The 16,054-nt window shown below is 69.6% G+C and carries 15 protein-coding genes and 2 pseudogenes; 9 read left to right on the forward strand and 8 right to left on the reverse strand.

The features are described from left to right. The first annotated feature begins 220 nt into the window (after window positions 1–220). A complete protein-coding gene (locus MXD57_RS02590) occupies window positions 221–982 on the forward strand; it encodes a phosphoglyceromutase (protein ID WP_250399604.1) in 762 nt (253 codons plus the stop codon). A gap of 92 nt (window positions 983–1,074) precedes the next feature. Here the strand turns inward: MXD57_RS02590 and MXD57_RS02595 are convergent. Both MXD57_RS02595 and MXD57_RS02600 read right to left on the reverse strand, forming a co-directional pair. After that, a pseudogene (locus MXD57_RS02595) lies at window positions 1,075–1,351 on the reverse strand (ribosomal protein L7/L12). Between the two features lie 163 nt (window positions 1,352–1,514). Beyond that, on the reverse strand, window positions 1,515–1,772 hold the full coding sequence (locus MXD57_RS02600; protein WP_250399605.1) for a helix-turn-helix domain-containing protein: 258 nt from the start codon (window positions 1,770–1,772) through the stop codon (window positions 1,515–1,517). 271 nt (window positions 1,773–2,043) lie between these two features. Here MXD57_RS02600 and MXD57_RS02605 point away from each other — a divergent pair, with 271 nt between their 5' ends. After that, window positions 2,044–2,370 carry a hypothetical protein gene (locus MXD57_RS02605; protein ID WP_250399606.1) on the forward strand — a complete coding sequence of 109 codons (327 nt, stop codon included), beginning with the start codon at window positions 2,044–2,046 and terminating at the stop codon, window positions 2,368–2,370. Between the two features lie 786 nt (window positions 2,371–3,156). On the opposite strand, the gene MXD57_RS02610 is transcribed toward MXD57_RS02605, so the two are convergent. Beyond that, window positions 3,157–3,483: a carboxymuconolactone decarboxylase family protein gene (locus MXD57_RS02610; protein ID WP_250399607.1), complete on the reverse strand. Its 327-nt coding sequence runs from the start codon at window positions 3,481–3,483 to the stop codon at window positions 3,157–3,159. Between the two features lie 401 nt (window positions 3,484–3,884). Beyond that, window positions 3,885–4,118: pseudogene (locus MXD57_RS02615) on the reverse strand (site-specific integrase); the annotation flags it as partial. A gap of 337 nt (window positions 4,119–4,455) precedes the next feature. On the opposite strand from MXD57_RS02615, the gene MXD57_RS31445 reads away from it, so the two are divergent. Then, the gene (locus MXD57_RS31445; protein WP_308290641.1) at window positions 4,456–5,640 is read left to right on the forward strand and encodes a calcium-binding protein; all 1,185 of its coding nucleotides are present in this window, start codon (window positions 4,456–4,458) and stop codon (window positions 5,638–5,640) included. 62 nt (window positions 5,641–5,702) lie between these two features. Here MXD57_RS31445 and MXD57_RS02625 read toward each other — a convergent pair whose 3' ends face one another. Further along, window positions 5,703–6,476 (reverse strand): hypothetical protein, encoded by a 774-nt coding sequence (locus MXD57_RS02625; protein ID WP_250399608.1) that lies wholly within the window; start codon window positions 6,474–6,476, stop codon window positions 5,703–5,705. Between the two features lie 520 nt (window positions 6,477–6,996). Beyond that, window positions 6,997–7,944, reverse strand: a complete 948-nt coding sequence (locus tag MXD57_RS02630) for a hypothetical protein (protein WP_250399609.1) — start codon at window positions 7,942–7,944, stop codon at window positions 6,997–6,999. An 814-nt stretch (window positions 7,945–8,758) separates the two neighbouring features. On the opposite strand from MXD57_RS02630, the gene MXD57_RS02635 reads away from it, so the two are divergent. From MXD57_RS02635 to MXD57_RS02645, 3 genes are all read left to right on the forward strand, one after another. Continuing rightward, window positions 8,759–8,980, forward strand: coding sequence for a CarD family transcriptional regulator (locus tag MXD57_RS02635; RefSeq protein WP_250399610.1), 222 nt, complete (start codon window positions 8,759–8,761; stop codon window positions 8,978–8,980). A 73-nt stretch (window positions 8,981–9,053) separates the two neighbouring features. Continuing rightward, window positions 9,054–9,236, forward strand: a complete 183-nt coding sequence (locus MXD57_RS02640) for a hypothetical protein (protein WP_250399611.1) — start codon at window positions 9,054–9,056, stop codon at window positions 9,234–9,236. Window positions 9,237–9,773: 537 nt separating this feature from the next. Beyond that, window positions 9,774–10,370 carry a hypothetical protein gene (locus MXD57_RS02645; RefSeq protein ID WP_250399612.1) on the forward strand — a complete coding sequence of 199 codons (597 nt, stop codon included), beginning with the start codon at window positions 9,774–9,776 and terminating at the stop codon, window positions 10,368–10,370. Between the two features lie 669 nt (window positions 10,371–11,039). Here the strand turns inward: MXD57_RS02645 and phoU are convergent. Then, a complete protein-coding gene (gene phoU, locus MXD57_RS02650; protein ID WP_250399613.1) occupies window positions 11,040–11,729 on the reverse strand; it encodes a phosphate signaling complex protein PhoU in 690 nt (229 codons plus the stop codon). 234 nt (window positions 11,730–11,963) lie between these two features. On the opposite strand from phoU, the gene MXD57_RS02655 reads away from it, so the two are divergent. Next, window positions 11,964–13,217 (forward strand): sensor histidine kinase, encoded by a 1,254-nt coding sequence (locus MXD57_RS02655; RefSeq protein ID WP_250399614.1) that lies wholly within the window; start codon window positions 11,964–11,966, stop codon window positions 13,215–13,217. Next, window positions 13,214–13,894, forward strand: a complete 681-nt coding sequence (locus MXD57_RS02660) for a response regulator transcription factor (RefSeq protein ID WP_010358452.1) — start codon at window positions 13,214–13,216, stop codon at window positions 13,892–13,894. The genes MXD57_RS02655 and MXD57_RS02660 overlap by 4 nt, the downstream gene beginning before the upstream one ends. A 63-nt stretch (window positions 13,895–13,957) precedes the next feature. Here MXD57_RS02660 and MXD57_RS02665 read toward each other — a convergent pair whose 3' ends face one another. Next, window positions 13,958–14,647, reverse strand: a complete 690-nt coding sequence (locus MXD57_RS02665; RefSeq protein ID WP_250399615.1) for a DUF461 domain-containing protein — start codon at window positions 14,645–14,647, stop codon at window positions 13,958–13,960. A 637-nt stretch (window positions 14,648–15,284) separates the two neighbouring features. Between MXD57_RS02665 and MXD57_RS02670 the strand changes: the two genes are divergently transcribed. Then, the gene (locus tag MXD57_RS02670; protein ID WP_003953493.1) at window positions 15,285–15,767 is read left to right on the forward strand and encodes a CarD family transcriptional regulator; all 483 of its coding nucleotides are present in this window, start codon (window positions 15,285–15,287) and stop codon (window positions 15,765–15,767) included. Window positions 15,768–16,054 lie beyond the last annotated feature (287 nt).

Genomic DNA, 16,054 nt, shown 5'->3' on the forward strand with positions numbered 1-16,054 from the left:
GACGGGACGGACGGTGTGACGGGACGGACCATGCGACGCGACGGACCGTGTGACGGGACGGACCGCCCGATCGGCGACGCGACCGGTGGGCGGCCGGCCCGGTGCCCGACCCACGCGATGGACGACCGTGCCGGCCCGCACCGGCCCGAGCGGTGGGCGGCCCGTCCGCCCACCGGGCGGACGGGGCGACGGCCCGAACACGTGGATTACGCTCTGAGGCATGGCCGACGCACCGTACAAGCTGATCCTCCTCCGCCACGGCGAGAGCGAGTGGAACGCGAAGAACCTGTTCACCGGCTGGGTGGACGTCAACCTGAACGAGAAGGGCGAGAAGGAGGCGGTCCGCGGTGGCGAGCTCCTGAAGGACGCCGACCTCCTGCCCGACGTGGTCCACACGTCCCTCCAGAAGCGCGCGATCCGCACGGCCCAGCTCGCCCTCGAGGCAGCGGACCGCCACTGGATCCCGGTCCACCGGAGCTGGCGCCTGAACGAGCGCCACTACGGCGCCCTGCAGGGCAAGGACAAGGCGGCGACGCTGGCCGAGTTCGGCGAGGAGCAGTTCATGCTCTGGCGCCGCTCCTACGACACCCCGCCGCCCCCGCTCCCGGACGACTCCGAGTTCTCCCAGGCGAACGACGCCCGCTACGCCACCATCCCGCCGGAGCTGCGCCCGCGCACGGAGTGCCTCAAGGACGTCGTGTCCCGCATGCTCCCGTACTGGTACGACGGCATCGTCCCCGACCTCCTGACCGGCCGCACGGTCCTCGTCGCCGCCCACGGCAACTCCCTGCGCGCCCTGGTCAAGCACCTGGACGGCATCTCGGACGCCGACATCGCGGGCCTCAACATCCCGACGGGCATCCCCCTCTACTACGAGCTGGACGCCGACTTCCGCCCGGTCACCCCGGGCGGCAAGTACCTCGACCCGGAGGCCGCGGCAGCGGCCATCGAGGCGGTCAAGAACCAGGGCAAGAAGAAGTAAGCGCCCACGAAAAGGCCCCCTACCTGCGTTTTCTCCGCTGGTAGGGGGCTTTTCCCTTGCCCTGGGCCGTCAGCAGGCTGATCGGGCCGTGCTCAGTGCTCCTGGAAGGTTGGCTCTGGCTGTTCTTTCGCCTCTGCCCGGGCTCCCAGTTCGCGGAGGGCCGAGACGGCTGCCGCCGCGTCTCTTCCTCAGGCAGCCAGCGAGAATGACGGCGGGAACCTGCGTCGCCAGAACCTTGCTACGCCAAAGGCTCAGCCCCGTCAGCCGACGCACGACCTGGACGACGTCCATCACGCGGACACCAGGATCGGTGAGCACCACGTCATGAGGCACGTCGTCGCACACCAGCAAGAAGTACTCGTCGGCCATTGCTCTCCCTGCCCTTCCCCGGTCGGGAGCGTACGAGCCCTCAGACGTCATGTCGCATCGTTTTGGTGGCGTCGAAGACAGCGGCCACGGCCTTGCGGGTGCGCTCCTGGCTGGACGGCATGAGGTGCGCGTACACGCGGAGCGTCAGGCCCGGGTCCGGCGGTCAGCCCTGCACCGCGGCCGGGGCGTTGACCATGATGGCGTCCGCGCGGTAGGCGGCGTCGTCGAGAACCGCCCCGGCGATGCCGTCATCATCGGATGCCAGCCCGGCGCCAGCGGCAGCCTCGACGGCGACCAGGAGGCCACGCACCTCACGAGCCGACGAGTCATCAAGGCCGAGAGCACTGGACAGCCGGTCAAGGACATCGAAGCTCGGGACCATGCGCCCGTTCTCCACCTTGGAGACGGTCGGCTGTCCCACGCCGGCCGTTGCGCCAACACGGCGCCAGTCAGGCCAACTTCAGCACGCAGCCCCCGACGACGCGTCCCAAGCGCCTTCATCCGCTCCCGTCGCTCACTCCCCATACCGAGGGTTCTACACCACGGAGCAGCCGAGGCCGGATCGAGTGTGCGAGCCGCGGTGATCAGCAACGGCCCAGATGCCGGATCCCAACTGACGCTTGACGTTCTGGTCTCAGGTGATGTTCGACGGTGGGTCTAGGGGTTGTGCCGCCTCCAGCTACCCTCCGGTCATGGAGCAGGACTGCCCCCTTGTCCGCGACGTCTTCCCGGATCTTGTCGCAGAGCTGATCACTCTCCTGGAGAGCGAAGGAGAACGTGAGCTGGCCATCTGTGCGTGGGATCTACGTATGGTTGACGCGTGCCGCTGCGGCGATGACTTTTGCCAGAGCTTCCAGACCGCAGTTCATCCGCAGGGACAGCCATACGGCGCCGGCCATAGGTGCGTGCCGCTCTTGCCCTCGCGAGGCATGCTGTGCCTAGACGTCGTGGATGGCCGGATCATGTACGTCGAAGTACTTGATCGGCCTCCCATGCAGCGCCAGGGTGAAGGGCCGTGAGGTCGGCCTCGGCAACCGACACCTCCACCAGCGCTATCCCCAACCTCCTGCCTCCGTCCCGCTCCAGCCCGGCCGGTGTCCGTGCCGCGGGACGCCCACAGCGGTTGAAGCGTCAAGTGACGAGCCCCAGCCGCACCTACAGGCCCGGACGGGCCAAGAGCCCTCGGGTCTATGGCCGGCGCCCGTGGACCGCCCACGCTGCGGGGACCGTGGAAAACACGGGGAACCCGGTAGACAGCCGACCATGGTCCTGCAGTCGTTCACCGCAGCTCAGTGGGTCTACAACCGCCAGATCACCCAGATGGGGGGGGCTCCCGCCTCGAAGGTCAACGGCCGACCGTCGAAAGTTACTCTGGACGACACCTCGAAACATGGCTTAGGCCGTCGGTGGTGCAGGGGGCGCACGCGCGCATGGTCGGTGAGCAGACTCGCCGTCGTGGCTGACTTTCGCTGGCTGGGGCACAGGATCCAAGACCGAGCTTCTGTCTCGGGTTCTCCGGAACGAAACAGGTCGTGCCATTCGCGTGCCAGTTCCTGCGGGGAACAACGCGAAACGACTCGGGCGCGATTAGGGCCCAACACCACCCCGCCGCAGATCAACGCGGCAACTTCCGCCAGAAGACCCAAGCTTCCCAGGCTGAGGTCCCACCGCAGTCGAGGGCCCGTCAGTCCAGCCAGACGAGCATCGCGTCGTCCGCCCTGTTTTGCCGGTACTGCTCAGCCGTCGGCCGCGCCCAGGCGTCAATGGTGGGCACGGCCGTCAGCTGCAGACTTTGGGCGAGGTCTCTACACGCTGCCCTGGGCCTCGGCGTCGGCGACCGCGATCGTGATGCCGAGGGCTTTGGCGATGTTGCCGGCTGCCGTCATGACGCGGGCTGTACCCACGACAGGAGCGATGGCGACAAGGACATCCTGCACCTGCTCGGCGGTCAGGCCGGCTTGGATGGCGGGGTCGATGTGGGCAATGTATGAGATCGGCGGGGCGTCCGAAGCCGCGAGGGCCGCGATGCGGGTGAGCAGGAGCGTGTCCGGAGCCAGTCCGCACCGCTCAACCGAGTCGACCGTCATCGCGGCGATGGTGTCCAGTACAGGGGTTTCAGATGCTGTGGCCATGGCAGTCGTCTCCTGTTGGTGTCGTGAGAGGGGTCCACGGGGGCCGACGCGCATGAGCTCCCTTGTGGGGCAGCCCTTCGTTCGACCGTAAGCCCGTTTCCGGCGGATCGCCCATCGAGGAACAGTCCGAGGAGGGGGCCGTAAGATCACGCCGCCGGGAGGGCTCCGTCGTCTGGGCCGTCCGAGGCTGCTCGGCAGCGGTCAGTGACGGCCAATGACAACCGCTCAGGAACCCAGGAGCACTGCTCGGACCTGCGAAAATCCAGGTCACCAAGATCCCCGGCAAGACCCAGGGCAAGAAGAAGTAGGTTTTGTGATCACGCCCCCGACCCGTGCTTATGGCGCGGATCGGGGACATTTTCATGGCCTGGGCCCACTGCGGGCCCTCATTCCCCCGAGCCCTACGGCCGGAGCGCCTGCCCGGGAGCCTTCCGGGCGTGGTCTCGGCTGCTCGGCACGAGGTGCGCCTATACCTTCAGCGTCAGGCCCGGATCGAAGTGCCCGAGGTATTCGCCGAAGGCCCTGATGCTCTCCCCCGCGTCCAGGACAAAGGACGCGTAGAAGTGCCTCAGCGCGTGCATGCCGTGCTCGCGAGCGGCGGTGTGCTCGCGGCTCCTGACTTTGGAGATGACGCCGACCGGGTTGGGTGACCTGGCAGGGCGTTGGTTCGGTTAGCGACGGATCACAGGTCCGGGTTCGGGGTCGGCGGGGTCTGGTGGGTGGATCGTGGGCGGTGTGACGGTGTGTCTGTATGACCGCGCGGGGTGTGTGTGGCTTGATCGTCGGGCGGTCCCGGCAGGGGCCTCTTCACCGGCCGACGTCCGTGGCGCGTTCTGGGTGCCGCGCTCTTTGTAGAGGAGTCTTGTGAGACCGATCCTGCAACGTGCCGTGTTCCGTCGCCGTAGTGCGGGAGCGGCGGGTGAGTTGTGGCGTCCGACCCGGGCCGGGCGTGCTGCCGTCCTGTGCGCCGCGGTGGCACTGCCGGCGGCGCTGGTGGTGCCCACGGCCGCGCCCGCCGCCGCGGCGGAGCCCGTGACGGTCACCTTCGACACGGCGGGTGCCGACCAGCCCTTCACCGTTCCGCCCGGCGTCACCGAACTGGACGTCACCGCGACGGGCGCCGCGGGTCAGAGCGGGTCCTTGGGCGGTGCGGGCGGCGAGGGCGCCACCGTCACCGGCACGGTCACGGTGCCGTCGGGCACGACCACCCTCTTCGTCAACGTCGGCACGGGTGGGGGCCCCGGCGGAGGGCCGGACCCAGGTGGTGCCGGCGGCGGTTCCAGCGATGTCCGCACCTGCAGCTCATCCGACCTCGGCTGCACCCTGACCGGCGTCCCCGCCACCGACCCCCGCCTCATCGTCGCGGGCGGCGGCGGAGGCGGCGGCAATGGCGCCTCGGATAACCTCAATTCGAAGGCCACCGGCGGAGACGCCGGAGACACCGGGGGGGACGGCGGCAGCAGACCGGACGGCGGCCAGGGCGGTGGCGGCGGGACCCAGACAGCCGGCGGCGCGGCCGGAGCCGCATGCTCCCTCGACGACGGTGAACCCAGCACTCCGGGCACTCCGGGCGCGGCCGGTGCCGGCGGCACCGGCGGAGGCGGCTTCGGGGCGGGCGGCGGCGGAGGCGGCTGGTTCGGTGGAGGCGGCGGCGGAGGCTGCCGCTATATCGTCAGCGACCCTCCCTCTTACGGTCCCGGTGGCGGCGGTGGTGGGTCGAATCGCGTCCCCACGGGTGGTGGCTCCGGCACCGCCGCGGGGCCGGCCATGGTGACCATCACCTACACCCCGGTGCCCCTCACCTGCGCGACCGCCACGCCCACCATCACCGGTACCAACCGCGACGACATCCTGACCGGTACCCCGGGCGACGATGTGATCTTCGCTCTGGCCGGGAACGACGTGGTCGACGGCCGCGGTGGCGACGACCTGATCTGCGGCGGCGACGGCAACGACGTCCTCGCCGGGGGCAACGGCGACGACCGCGTCGAGGGCGGCGACGGCAACGACGTCCTGTCCGGCGGCGCCGGCGACGACGCCCTCTTCGGCGGCCCCGGCAACGACGCTCTCGACGGCGGTCCCGGTACCGACACCAACGACGGCGGATCCGGCCACAACAGCTGCGTCAACCCCACCAGCGGCCCCGGCTGCTTCTGACCCGCTTGGGGTGGCTCCGGCGCCTGGCAGCCTGCTTGTCGGCCGCCACCGACGGGTTGCTGTCAGGCGTCGCGCCACCACGGGGGTCGGATGGTCTCGTTCTCGTCGGCGGCGCAGTTGACGCCCTGGACGACCTCTGAGTCGGCCAGGTCCCAGCCCACGATGCCGTTGCCCTGCCGGGCCAGTTCCACCAGGCGGGCGCGGTGGGTTCCGCTGCCGGTGTTCACGTCGCACGTCTCGACACTGGTCCAGGAGTGTCCGTCCAGAGCGGCGACGACCGCCACGGCGGGCAGTACGACGACGCCGAGCAGCAGTCCGGCGATCCACAGGGCGTCGGCGGCACGCTGCGGGGCGGTCTCGGCCCGGTTGCCGGTGCGGCGGCCCGTGGTGTGATCCCGTCGGCCGGTCTTGTAGTCGACCATCACCCCCACCCTCAGCAGGTAGGAGGCCAGGCCGGTGGCCAGGCCCCAACCCAGGCCGTTGAACGCACCCACCACCACCCCCAGGGCGGCCGGAACCACGGCGGCAGAGACCGCGGTCGTCACCATGGGGGTGTCCCGGTGTCTGAGGGCGCCGCCCCTGGCCGCGAGGCCGGCGTAGGTGGCGCGCGAGACGGTCACGGCCAGCACGGTGGCCAGCAGGGCGTCGTTCAGGAACATGCCGATGAGGATGTCGGCCCAGTTGCCAGGCCCCATGGCGATCAGCGCGTCCCTGGCCGCGTCCCCACCGCCGAGTGTCCAGGCCAGCTTGAGCGCCGGGACCGCGAGCACCACCGCCAGCAGCATCATGTGCCCGGCCCTCTCCCGGTAGTCCCCGGAAGCCCTCTCCTCACTCATGCGACGAGTCTTACGGACCGTCCGCCACCGGCGAGGTCCGACACACGTACGCTCCTACGTCGCCCGGACGAGCCGAAGGCAGTACTCGCCCCTCTCCGTGGCGCGAGGCGGAGTTCGGCGACCTCGTCGACGAACAGCGAGAGGGGCACGGCGCGTTCGTGCTCGGACCGGCGCCGGATGTCGCCGGTGAACTCCTTGCACAGCAGCTTCCGGAGCCCTCCCTTGCCGAACGCCGCGGACCTCCGCAGTACTTCAGCGCCTCGGCAGTCCGGTGGAGAGGACCCCACGGCGCAGAGCAGGTCCAAGCGCAGTGCAGCAGACGTTCTGTCCTCGTCGTGAGAGGCGACCACGGCCGTATCACCGAGAGCGTCCGACAGGCGCGCAAGCGCATCGTCTTCCGTCCCGTAGCGGGCTTCAGCGCTCAAAGCCCTGCCCCTCCCCAACCATCCGGCGGGACCGCGCAAGCCCCACACGGCCGAGTCAGAGGTCGTGGCGCCGACCGGACGGTAGGTCCGATCCACTATCGACGGATCGCTTTCGAAATTATCTCGATGGCCTCCGGATCGTCATAGAGTCGAGAGTGGGACAATCCCAATTTCTTGCTCGATGTGGAGTGCCGCAATAGCTGCACCGCGATTCTTCCGGGCGGCGTGTCCTCGACCGACACCGACGCGAAAATGGATACGAACGGGCCGTCTTCGAGGCCGAATCCCAGTGAACCCGCCAGCAGCACCATGACGCCGCCCAGGCAGAAGAGCCAGACGCTCACGAAAAGGTAACCGCTGATGATGGTGCCAGTGTGGACGTATCGCCCCAGTGATATGGCAAGGGTGCCCGGCAGGCTCACGATCATGAGGGTGTGCCACCACACTTTTCGGTTCCCCAGAGGACGGGCTATCAGTGAACCCAGCCATCCGACGAACTGTCCGGACGCGAGACTGAAAGACGCCTCGTCTCCCGGCGCCCGGATGACGGTGAGATCCCGAGAGGGGATCTCGGGCACCTGGATGCTGGCCACCAATCGCTTGCCGAATCCCCTGCCGAGATAGTGCCTGAAATTCACCGCGCCGACAATGCACCACAGGACCTCGATGGCGAATATGATCCCGAATAATTCCATCCCGCGGGCGACGTAGGAGTCATTTCCAGTCGCTGCCGTCCATGTGGCTGCTGTGAACAGCAGCACCCCGGACCATATTATATGGAAGGCGAAAAAGCTCGTACGGGTCCATGCTCGGGCGTGAATGAACGGCGTGGCTAGCGTCACCACTGATACGCGAGTGCGTCGACCGGAGTTGCGAAACAGCTCCAGAGCATGGAGCGCCACGTTTCCGCCGTGACTGTGCGCGACAATCCACTGCCGAGCCCCCTCGTTCTCCCGCGCTACCTTTTCCAGGTGCTCGGCAAGTTCCTGTGCTGCGCGGGCACGCGCCTGATGCGAATTTCGACCGGACCACGTGAAGGGCATGACCTGGCATCCGACCCCCGAGAGTCTGCGACTCATCGCGCTGTCCGATTTTGTCCAAGCGGCGTCACGCGCGAAAGTTCCGTGCACCAGAGTCACGGCAACGGGACATCTCGCTGTTCGGTCCCGCGTCCTGGACTTCCCCATCTTCTCAGCCTAGGGCGATGCGACCGGAGCCGAAGGTGTTTTCCCGCAACGAAAAGCCGGTCTCAGCAGAAATCCCAGGCGGTCCGGCACGGCAGGCGCGGCCGGGCGGCCCCCGATGAAGCCAAGGCGATCGAACTCCCGAAGCGCGTGCCGAGCCCCCTCAGAGCTGTTCCGTCGCAGGTCGGCTCGGCAACATCTCGCATACGGGCCCGTACCTCCCAAGCTGGGGACTCGTCCGACGCGGCAGGCCGCCCGACGGGAGGGCTCCGCTGAGGGAAAGTCCCTCGCAGGGAACCACCCGGCACGACTACCGTCAGTGCCCTCACTCGCACTGCCTCGGGGGACACGCATGCACGTCCGCACGTCGCGATCCATACCGGCAGTCGGACCTGTCCGGATGCGGCCTCCGCACCGGATGCCGCTCGGTCGACGACCACTCCCGTCGGCGCGCAGACCGGCATGGCACACCAGGTGCCCGCCGGGGCCGCCGCCGGCGTCGGTCAGGGCCAGAGACCTCGCGGGCGTCAGCCGGGGCGGAGAATTCGACTCCGGTCCGGTTTCGCTGGTCCAGCTTGAGAAAGCGCAGGTCAGCGCGCGGAAGCAGGCGTTCTCATGTGGATCTGTGCCGACGGCCACAGCGAACCGGTGGAACGAGGGCGCATACTGAGCCATGACGAAGCCTGCCGCGCCGAAGCGCCATCTGCCCACGAGCCCGTTCAAGGCCCCGGTCGCACCGGATCCCAAGTACTTCGCCGTAGGCGACCAGGTCACGCACGACATGTACGGCCTCGGCCGAGTGGTCGGTGTCGAGGACGGAGTAGCGGTCCTCGTGGATTTCGGCTCGGCGCAGAGGCGGATCCTGAGCCCGTACGCCAAGATGACCAAGCTGTAGTACCGCTGTGCCCGGTCACGGCACAACCAGGTTCCCGTAGGGGCCTGCACCTAGAGAAAGTCCTCTGATCGACATGACGTCGCTGTTCTCCGCCCTGGAAGGGCAACCCAGTCGCTCCGCCGCGGCATCGCCGCCTCCGGCGATCAACCCCTTCCAGGCCCCCGACTTCGGGGACGAAGAAACCCTGCCGCCCGACGACGCCCAGGAGCCGGCCACGGCCCCGGTCGTACGCGCGGCGCGGCGCAGGGCGGCCTGAGGGCCGTAATCCCCGGCGGGCGCACGACGACGGCTACGGCACCTCGCCGCGTTGTCGGACAGCCCGAACACGTCCAGTATGAGGACGACTCTCCGCGTTGCGATGCACCGCATCCGACGCCGTGCGCTGATCCATCGGGGATTACGGGACAGCCCTTGGCTCCCGGCCCCCGTGACACCGGCCGGTGGAATCGCCGGCCGGTCGCGCGACGCCCTCCACGCTTGCGGTGATCGCCCGGCCCCGCGGCGGGCGGCGGGCCGGGGCACCGGCGCCGGACGTGACGTCCGGGGCCGATGAGGGTCCGGCTCCGGGGACGATCCCCGGCTCGGAGCCTTGCGCGCCCGACGTCTCCGTTCACGATCAACCAGGCGCCCCGCGTGGTGACTTGAAGCGTTTGTCGGGTGGCGTGGAGCGGGCGCGAGGGGCGGATGAGTGGTTCGCCGTACAGCGCGATGCGCGCCGGGCTGGCGAGCAGAACCGTCCGGCACCTACCTGACACCCACCTTCCGGATCCGCGACTCCACGGACGAATCCGCCGTGGAACACCTTCGGTTCGACTCACTCCTCGGCCAACTCCCCTCGTATCTGCCCAAGTGCGAGCCGCTCCCCAGGACGTGGCTCGTCACCGGCGGTGCGGGCAGCGGCAGGAGCACCGCCGTCCGGCAGTACGCGATCGCGCTCCTGGACCGGCAGTCCCCCTGCGCCGTCGTCGACGGCCGCGTGATCGGGCACTCGGACGTGAACGGCCTGAGTGTCCAGGAGTTCGCCTGGCGGTTCCGTCCGGCCGGCCTCGACGAGAAGGTGTGGAAGGCGCACATCAAGGAGCACCGCGTGGTCTTCCTGGTCGACGCCCTGAACGAGGTGGAGCGCGAGTGCAAGGACATCGCCAAGTGGAGCTTCGTCTGGCAGTTGCCGGCGGGATCGCACGACTTCACGGTGCTGGACCCAGACGCTGGACGAGATCAGGTCGGGCGGCATGCTGGGCGTGGCGTCCAACCCGTTCATGCTGTCGCTGCTGACCGACTGGCTGCTCGGCACCCGGTCCGTCGAGGGCCGGGCCATCCCGCGCAGCCGCGCGGAACTGCTCCGGGAGACCATGGTCCGGCCCGGCGGCGGAGCGGCGGAGGAGGGTGAGGGCGGGCGCGAACCGGCTGAGCGGCAACGGCGGCGAGCAGGACGTCGACGACCTGCGGACGGCGATGCGCGGGGTGTCGCCGTGCGACGTGCTGCCGGCGCGGGAGGTCTTCGACTACGGCCCGGAGAAGGCGCGGCCGGAGGGCGGCGGACTGCGCCCGCAGGTGTACCGGGCGGACGAACAGGTGCTGCGGCTCGTCAGCCGGCTGCCCGGGACGGGAGCGCCGCCGGGCATCGCCGTGCGTGTCGCGGCGGGACCGGCCGTGGCGCCGGCCCCGCCGGGCGGGTGCCCGCCCACCGCTGTGGCCGGGCGGGCCGCCCGAGCGCCGGGGGGCCGGTGCGAAACGGGTTCACACCGGCCCTCGGGGTTCGTTCCGGGTCAGCCGCACTGGCAGGGAGCACCCGACTGGCATCCGCAGCCGCAGCCCGACCCGCAGCCGCACGCGGCGACGAGCGGGAGGTGCCTGCTCTCGGTGGGCTGGTCCGACTCGCGCGCTTGCGTGGGATCGGGCGTGGTGCCGGGGGATTCGGCCATGGTCCCCTCCTCAGAGGCTCGGCAAATGCCTTCGCCCATTCCATGCCCGTTCCGCCCGGCGCATCAACGGCGCATCGAGGCGTCCGCCCGTCCCGCCCGCCCCCCTCGCGAGCCGGGCACGGGCCGCCGCGGCCCTACGCCCCCTCGACCTTGGTCACCGGCTGGATGTCCTGCTGCAGGTCGTCCGCGTGCTCGCCCGTCACCAGGTAGACGACCCGCTTGGCGACCGCCACCGCGTGGTCGGCGTACCGCTCGTAGTACCGGCCCAGCAGGGTGACGTCGACGGCGGTCTCGATGCCGTGCTTCCAGCGGTCGTCGATGAGGTGCTGGAAGAGGGTGCGGTGCAGCAGGTCCATCTCGTCGTCGTCCTGCTCGAGCTGCATCGCGAGGTCGACGTCCTTGGTGACGAGCACCTCGGCCGCCTTCGCCATCAGGCGCTGGGCGAGCTGGCCCATCTCCAGGATCGTGGCGTGCAGGTCGTGCGGGACCGCGCGCTCGGGAAAGCGCAGCCGGGCCAGCTTCGCGACGTGCTGGGCGAGGTCGCCGGAGCGCTCCAGGTCGGCCGACATGCGCAGCGAGGTGACGACGATCCGCAGGTCGGTCGCCACCGGCTGCTGGCGGGCGAGCAGGGCTATCGCCCGGGCCTCCAGGTCGTGCTGGAGCTCGTCCACCTTCTTGTCGGCCTCGATCACGTTCTCGGCCAGCTTCAGGTCGGTGTCGAGGATGGCGGTCGTGGCGCGCCCGATCGCCGACCCGACCAGCCGGGCCATCTCCACCAGGCTGTCGCCGATCGAGTCAAGTTCCTCGTGGTACGCGTCCCGCATCAGAGATTCCCTCTCGTACGTTCTTCCTTCGGGGGTCCGGGGCCGTGACCACAGGCGCCCTGTGGCGTGACCGGCGGTGTGAACCCCACGCTCCCACGTTCTGCCCCGTACGCGTCCGTTTCCGCCACCCCGAATGAACCGGTACTGGCTCCAAGGTGAACTCTGGGCGACGAGTGTTCGAGGTCGCACCTCGACGGCTGTGGCCATGTCGCACGCCGTGCCTAACCTTGTGGCATGGACGTGAACGCGGCGGTCGCCGCAGCGGCAGCGATCGCCGGGGTGCTCACCGGTGTCATCGCCATGCTGGCGTTCCGCTGGAGCGAACGCGACCAGAAGCGACCCACCAGGACTTCCTTGCACACCGATGCCGTACTCCCGCCCGGCGTGGACACCGTGCTGTCCGTGCTCCGCTCCTCCGCCGTCGTCCTCGACGAGGGCGACGCGGTCGTCAAGGCCAGCTCCGCCGCCTACGCCCTCGGGCTGGTCCGCGGCGGCAAGCTCTCGGTCGAGCCGATGCTGCAGATGGCCCGGGACACCAGACGCGACGGCGAGATACGCCAGGTCGAACTGGACCTGCCCCGGCGCGGCACCGGACGGGGCGAGGCGCTCGCCGTCTCCGCGCGGGTGGCCCCGCTCGGGTCCCGGCTGGTCCTGCTGCTGGTCGAGGACCTCACCGAGGCCCGCCGGATCGAGGCCGTGCGGCGCGACTTCGTGGCGAACGTGAGCCACGAGCTGAAGACGCCCGTCGGCGCGCTCTCCCTGCTCTCCGAGGCCGTCATGGACGCCTCCGACGATCCCGAGGCCGTGCAGCGTTTCGCCGGCCGCATGCAGATCGAGGCGACCCGGCTGACCAACCTGGTCCAGGAGCTCATCGACCTGTCCCGGGTCCAGAACGACGACCCCCTCGAGGACGCCGAGCCGGTCCGGGTGGACGAACTGGTCGCCGAGGCCGTCGACCGCTGCCGCCACCAGGCGGGCGCCAAACAGATCACCATGGCCGCCGGAGGCACCGCCGACCTGCATGTCCGGGGCAACCGCGGTCAGCTCGCGGCCGCCCTCGGCAACCTGGTCGAGAACGCGGTGAACTACTCGCCGGCCCGCACCCGCGTCGGCATCGCCGCCCGCAGGATCAGCGCCCCGGGCGGCGACCTGATCGAGCTGGCCGTCACCGACCAGGGCATCGGCATCTCCGACCGGGACAAGGAACGCATCTTCGAGCGCTTCTACCGCGTCGACCCGGCCCGCTCCCGGGCCACCGGGGGCACCGGTCTGGGTCTCGCGATCGTCAAGCACGTGGTCGCCTCGCACGGCGGGGAGGTCACGGTGTGGAGCGCCGAGAACCAGGGCTCCACGTTCACTCTCAGGCTGCCGGAGGCGGGCGCGGCCCGCGACCGCGCACAGCAGCACCCCGACCTCGATGACGAGGCCGGCGGTGCCCCCGACTCATCTCCTTACGAACCGCTTCCCGCCCCGGAGGTCCTTCCGTGACCCGAGTGCTCGTCGTCGAGGACGAGGAGTCCTTCTCCGACGCCCTGTCGTACATGCTCCGCAAGGAGGGTTTCGAGGTCGCCGTGGCGGCCACCGGCCCCGACGGACTCGACGAGTTCGAGCGCAACGGCGCCGACCTCGTGCTCCTCGACCTGATGCTGCCGGGTCTGCCCGGTACGGAGGTGTGCCGCCAGCTACGCGGCCGCTCCAACGTCCCCGTGATCATGGTGACCGCGAAGGACAGCGAGATCGACAAGGTCGTGGGACTCGAGATAGGAGCCGACGACTACGTCACCAAGCCCTTCTCCTCCCGTGAGCTGGTCGCCCGCATCCGCGCGGTGCTGCGCCGCCGCGGCGAGCCGGAGGAGGTCACCCCGGCCGCCCTGGAGGCGGGCCCGGTCCGCATGGACGTCGACCGTCATGTGGTGACGGTCTCCGGCTCCAAGGTCGACCTCCCGCTCAAGGAGTTCGACCTGCTGGAGATGCTGCTGCGCAACGCGGGGCGCGTCCTGACCCGTATGCAGCTCATCGACCGGGTCTGGGGCGCCGACTACGTGGGCGACACCAAGACCCTCGACGTCCACGTCAAGCGCCTGCGCGCCAAGATCGAGCCCGACCCCGGTGCGCCGCGTTACCTGGTGACGGTGCGTGGCCTCGGCTACAAGTTCGAGCCGTAGGCCGGCGGACACGACGGAGGGCGGCACCCCGCGCGGGGTGCCGCCCTCCGTGCGTACGGCCGCTCAGTTGCCGGCGGTCGACTGCGACGCGGCGTCGCCCGGGGTGGCGTCGTTCGCGTCGCCGCCGGAGGCGTCCCCGCCCGAGACGGTCGCGGCGTCCGAGGCGGTCGCCGAGGCGCTCGGCTTGTCGTTCTTGCCCTTGCCGGTCGCGCCCGGAGCCGCGGAGGCCGAGGCGGACGGGACGTCGCTCGGGCCCCAGCCGCTGAAGTAGCTGGTGGCCGGCACCACGAAGGCGTGCAGGCTCACGTCGCCGGTCTTGTCGAAGGTGAAGGTGACCTTCTGGGCGTTGCCGTCCCGGACCGCCTCACGGCTGCTGTCCAGCACCGCGGAGGCGTTGTCCTTGCCGCCGAGGACCAGCGAGCCCTGCGGCGGGATGGTCAGGCTCTGGCCCTTGGCGGGGTGCAGCGTGGCGGTCTTGCCGGTGCCCGGGAGGGCGATCGACTGCAGGGTCTGCGCGGTCCTGCCGGTGTTGAAGATGGTCGCGGAGACGACGGCCGGCCCGGTCGAGGTCAGGTCGGGCTGGGTGATGACCGTGGCGTTCTGGACCTTGATGCTCCCGACGCTGGTCGCCGCGTTGTCCGGCTTGACCTGCAGGGTCTGGGCGTCGTTGCCGGAGCCGCACGCGGCGAGCGAGGCGACCGAGAAGGCGATGGCGGCGGCGCCGAGGGCGCCGCGTCGAAGGCTGCTGCTCACGGCGGCGGCATCTCCTTGAACGCAGGGGCGGCTCCCGTATAAAGCCGCCCTAAGTGGCTGTCAGCGGCCTCAGGTTACCGAGCCGTCCCCGTGCGATCGCACCCGACCCTCCCCCAAGCACGCCGCTTCCCTCCCTGTGGGCGTACCCCGGGGGCCGCGGGTGACTCACCGGTCACATTGCCGGCGCGGTCGTCCGCATTCGCATAACGCGTCCGCGACACCGCGGTCCGCATGGCGGCAACACGCTGCGCGAAATTTCCGTGAAGGAATGCGCGACCACACCGGATATTGATCATCCAGCGCCCTTCCGGGGCCTTGTGATCAATTCCGGATTCGTCTCGGACCCGACACCCACCGCCGAACGGAGTAGCGGAAGTCGTACGCTTGAGAGCGGACATATCGGGACGTTCGACCTTCTGGAGGCGGCTTGGCGCGTGTGTGGCGTACGTGTTTCGCCTCGCCCGAAGAGCCCCTCCGACCTGCGAATTCCCGCCGCCCTCCGGCTCGGCCGGCTCCCTCGCAGCACGTTCCTGTTGCTGTTGTCAAGCCCCGAGATATGCCCTGACCTGCGAAAACGCCATTCAGAACACGCCGTATCCGTGTTACCCTGGATAGCCACGGAAGGGGTACCTGTCACATGACGTTCAAGGTTGGCGACACCGTGGTCTATCCCCATCACGGGGCCGCGCTGATCGAGGCCATCGAAACTCGTCAGATCAAAGGCGTGGACAAGACCTACTTGGTGCTGAAGGTCGCCCAGGGTGACCTCACGGTGCGTGTGCCAGCGGACAATGCGGAGTTCGTCGGCGTGCGTGATGTGGTCGGTCAGGACGGGCTGGACCGGGTCTTCGAGGTACTGCGCGCGCCGTACGCCGAGGAGCCCACGAACTGGTCCCGTCGTTACAAGGCAAACCTGGAGAAGCTCGCCTCCGGCGATGTCATCAAGGTCGCGGAAGTCGTGCGTGACCTGTGGCGTCGCGAGCGCGAGCGCGGACTCTCCGCCGGCGAGAAGCGCATGCTCGCCAAGGCCCGCCAGATTCTGGTGAGCGAGCTCGCCCTCGCGGAGAACACCAACGAGGACAAGGCCGAGGCCCTGCTCGACGAGGTGCTCGCCTCCTGACGCGCGACGGACGGCACGCGCTGCCGTCAGCACGCTGAGCACAGTGAGAACGCCGCGGTGCCCGATGACACGGAACCTGTCGCCGGGCGCTGCGGCATGTTCGTACCCGGACGCACCGGCCGCGCTGCCGGGCCGGCCCGGGCGCCTGCCGTTCATCTCGGGGAAGGGCCCCCGATACTTGGTGTGCCGGGCCCGGGCAGATGGCTCGACCAGGGTCACGGAAGGGTCCGGTCGAGCGGTCGTGCCCGGCACTCTCCAGGCCATACCCACCTAGGTCGAGCACACAA

This window comes from Streptomyces cellostaticus, assembly GCF_023630175.1.
Taxonomy (GTDB): domain Bacteria; phylum Actinomycetota; class Actinomycetes; order Streptomycetales; family Streptomycetaceae; genus Streptomyces; species Streptomyces cellostaticus_A.

Excerpts from the sequence above, each read along its gene's own strand:
- MXD57_RS02590 (WP_250399604.1), top strand. The coding sequence starts at position 221 with ATGGCCGACGCACCGTACAAGCTGATCCTCCTCCGCCACGGCGAGAGC.
- MXD57_RS02605 (WP_250399606.1), top strand. The coding sequence starts at position 2,044 with ATGGAGCAGGACTGCCCCCTTGTCCGCGACGTCTTCCCGGATCTTGTC.
- MXD57_RS02610 (WP_250399607.1), bottom strand. The coding sequence starts at position 3,483 with ATGGCCACAGCATCTGAAACCCCTGTACTGGACACCATCGCCGCGATG.
- MXD57_RS02625 (WP_250399608.1), bottom strand. The coding sequence starts at position 6,476 with ATGAGTGAGGAGAGGGCTTCCGGGGACTACCGGGAGAGGGCCGGGCAC.
- MXD57_RS02630 (WP_250399609.1), bottom strand. The coding sequence starts at position 7,944 with ATGCCCTTCACGTGGTCCGGTCGAAATTCGCATCAGGCGCGTGCCCGC.
- MXD57_RS02635 (WP_250399610.1), top strand. The coding sequence starts at position 8,759 with ATGACGAAGCCTGCCGCGCCGAAGCGCCATCTGCCCACGAGCCCGTTC.
- MXD57_RS02640 (WP_250399611.1), top strand. The coding sequence starts at position 9,054 with ATGACGTCGCTGTTCTCCGCCCTGGAAGGGCAACCCAGTCGCTCCGCC.
- phoU (WP_250399613.1), bottom strand. The coding sequence starts at position 11,729 with ATGCGGGACGCGTACCACGAGGAACTTGACTCGATCGGCGACAGCCTG.
- MXD57_RS02655 (WP_250399614.1), top strand. The coding sequence starts at position 11,964 with ATGGACGTGAACGCGGCGGTCGCCGCAGCGGCAGCGATCGCCGGGGTG.
- MXD57_RS02670 (WP_003953493.1), top strand. The coding sequence starts at position 15,285 with ATGACGTTCAAGGTTGGCGACACCGTGGTCTATCCCCATCACGGGGCC.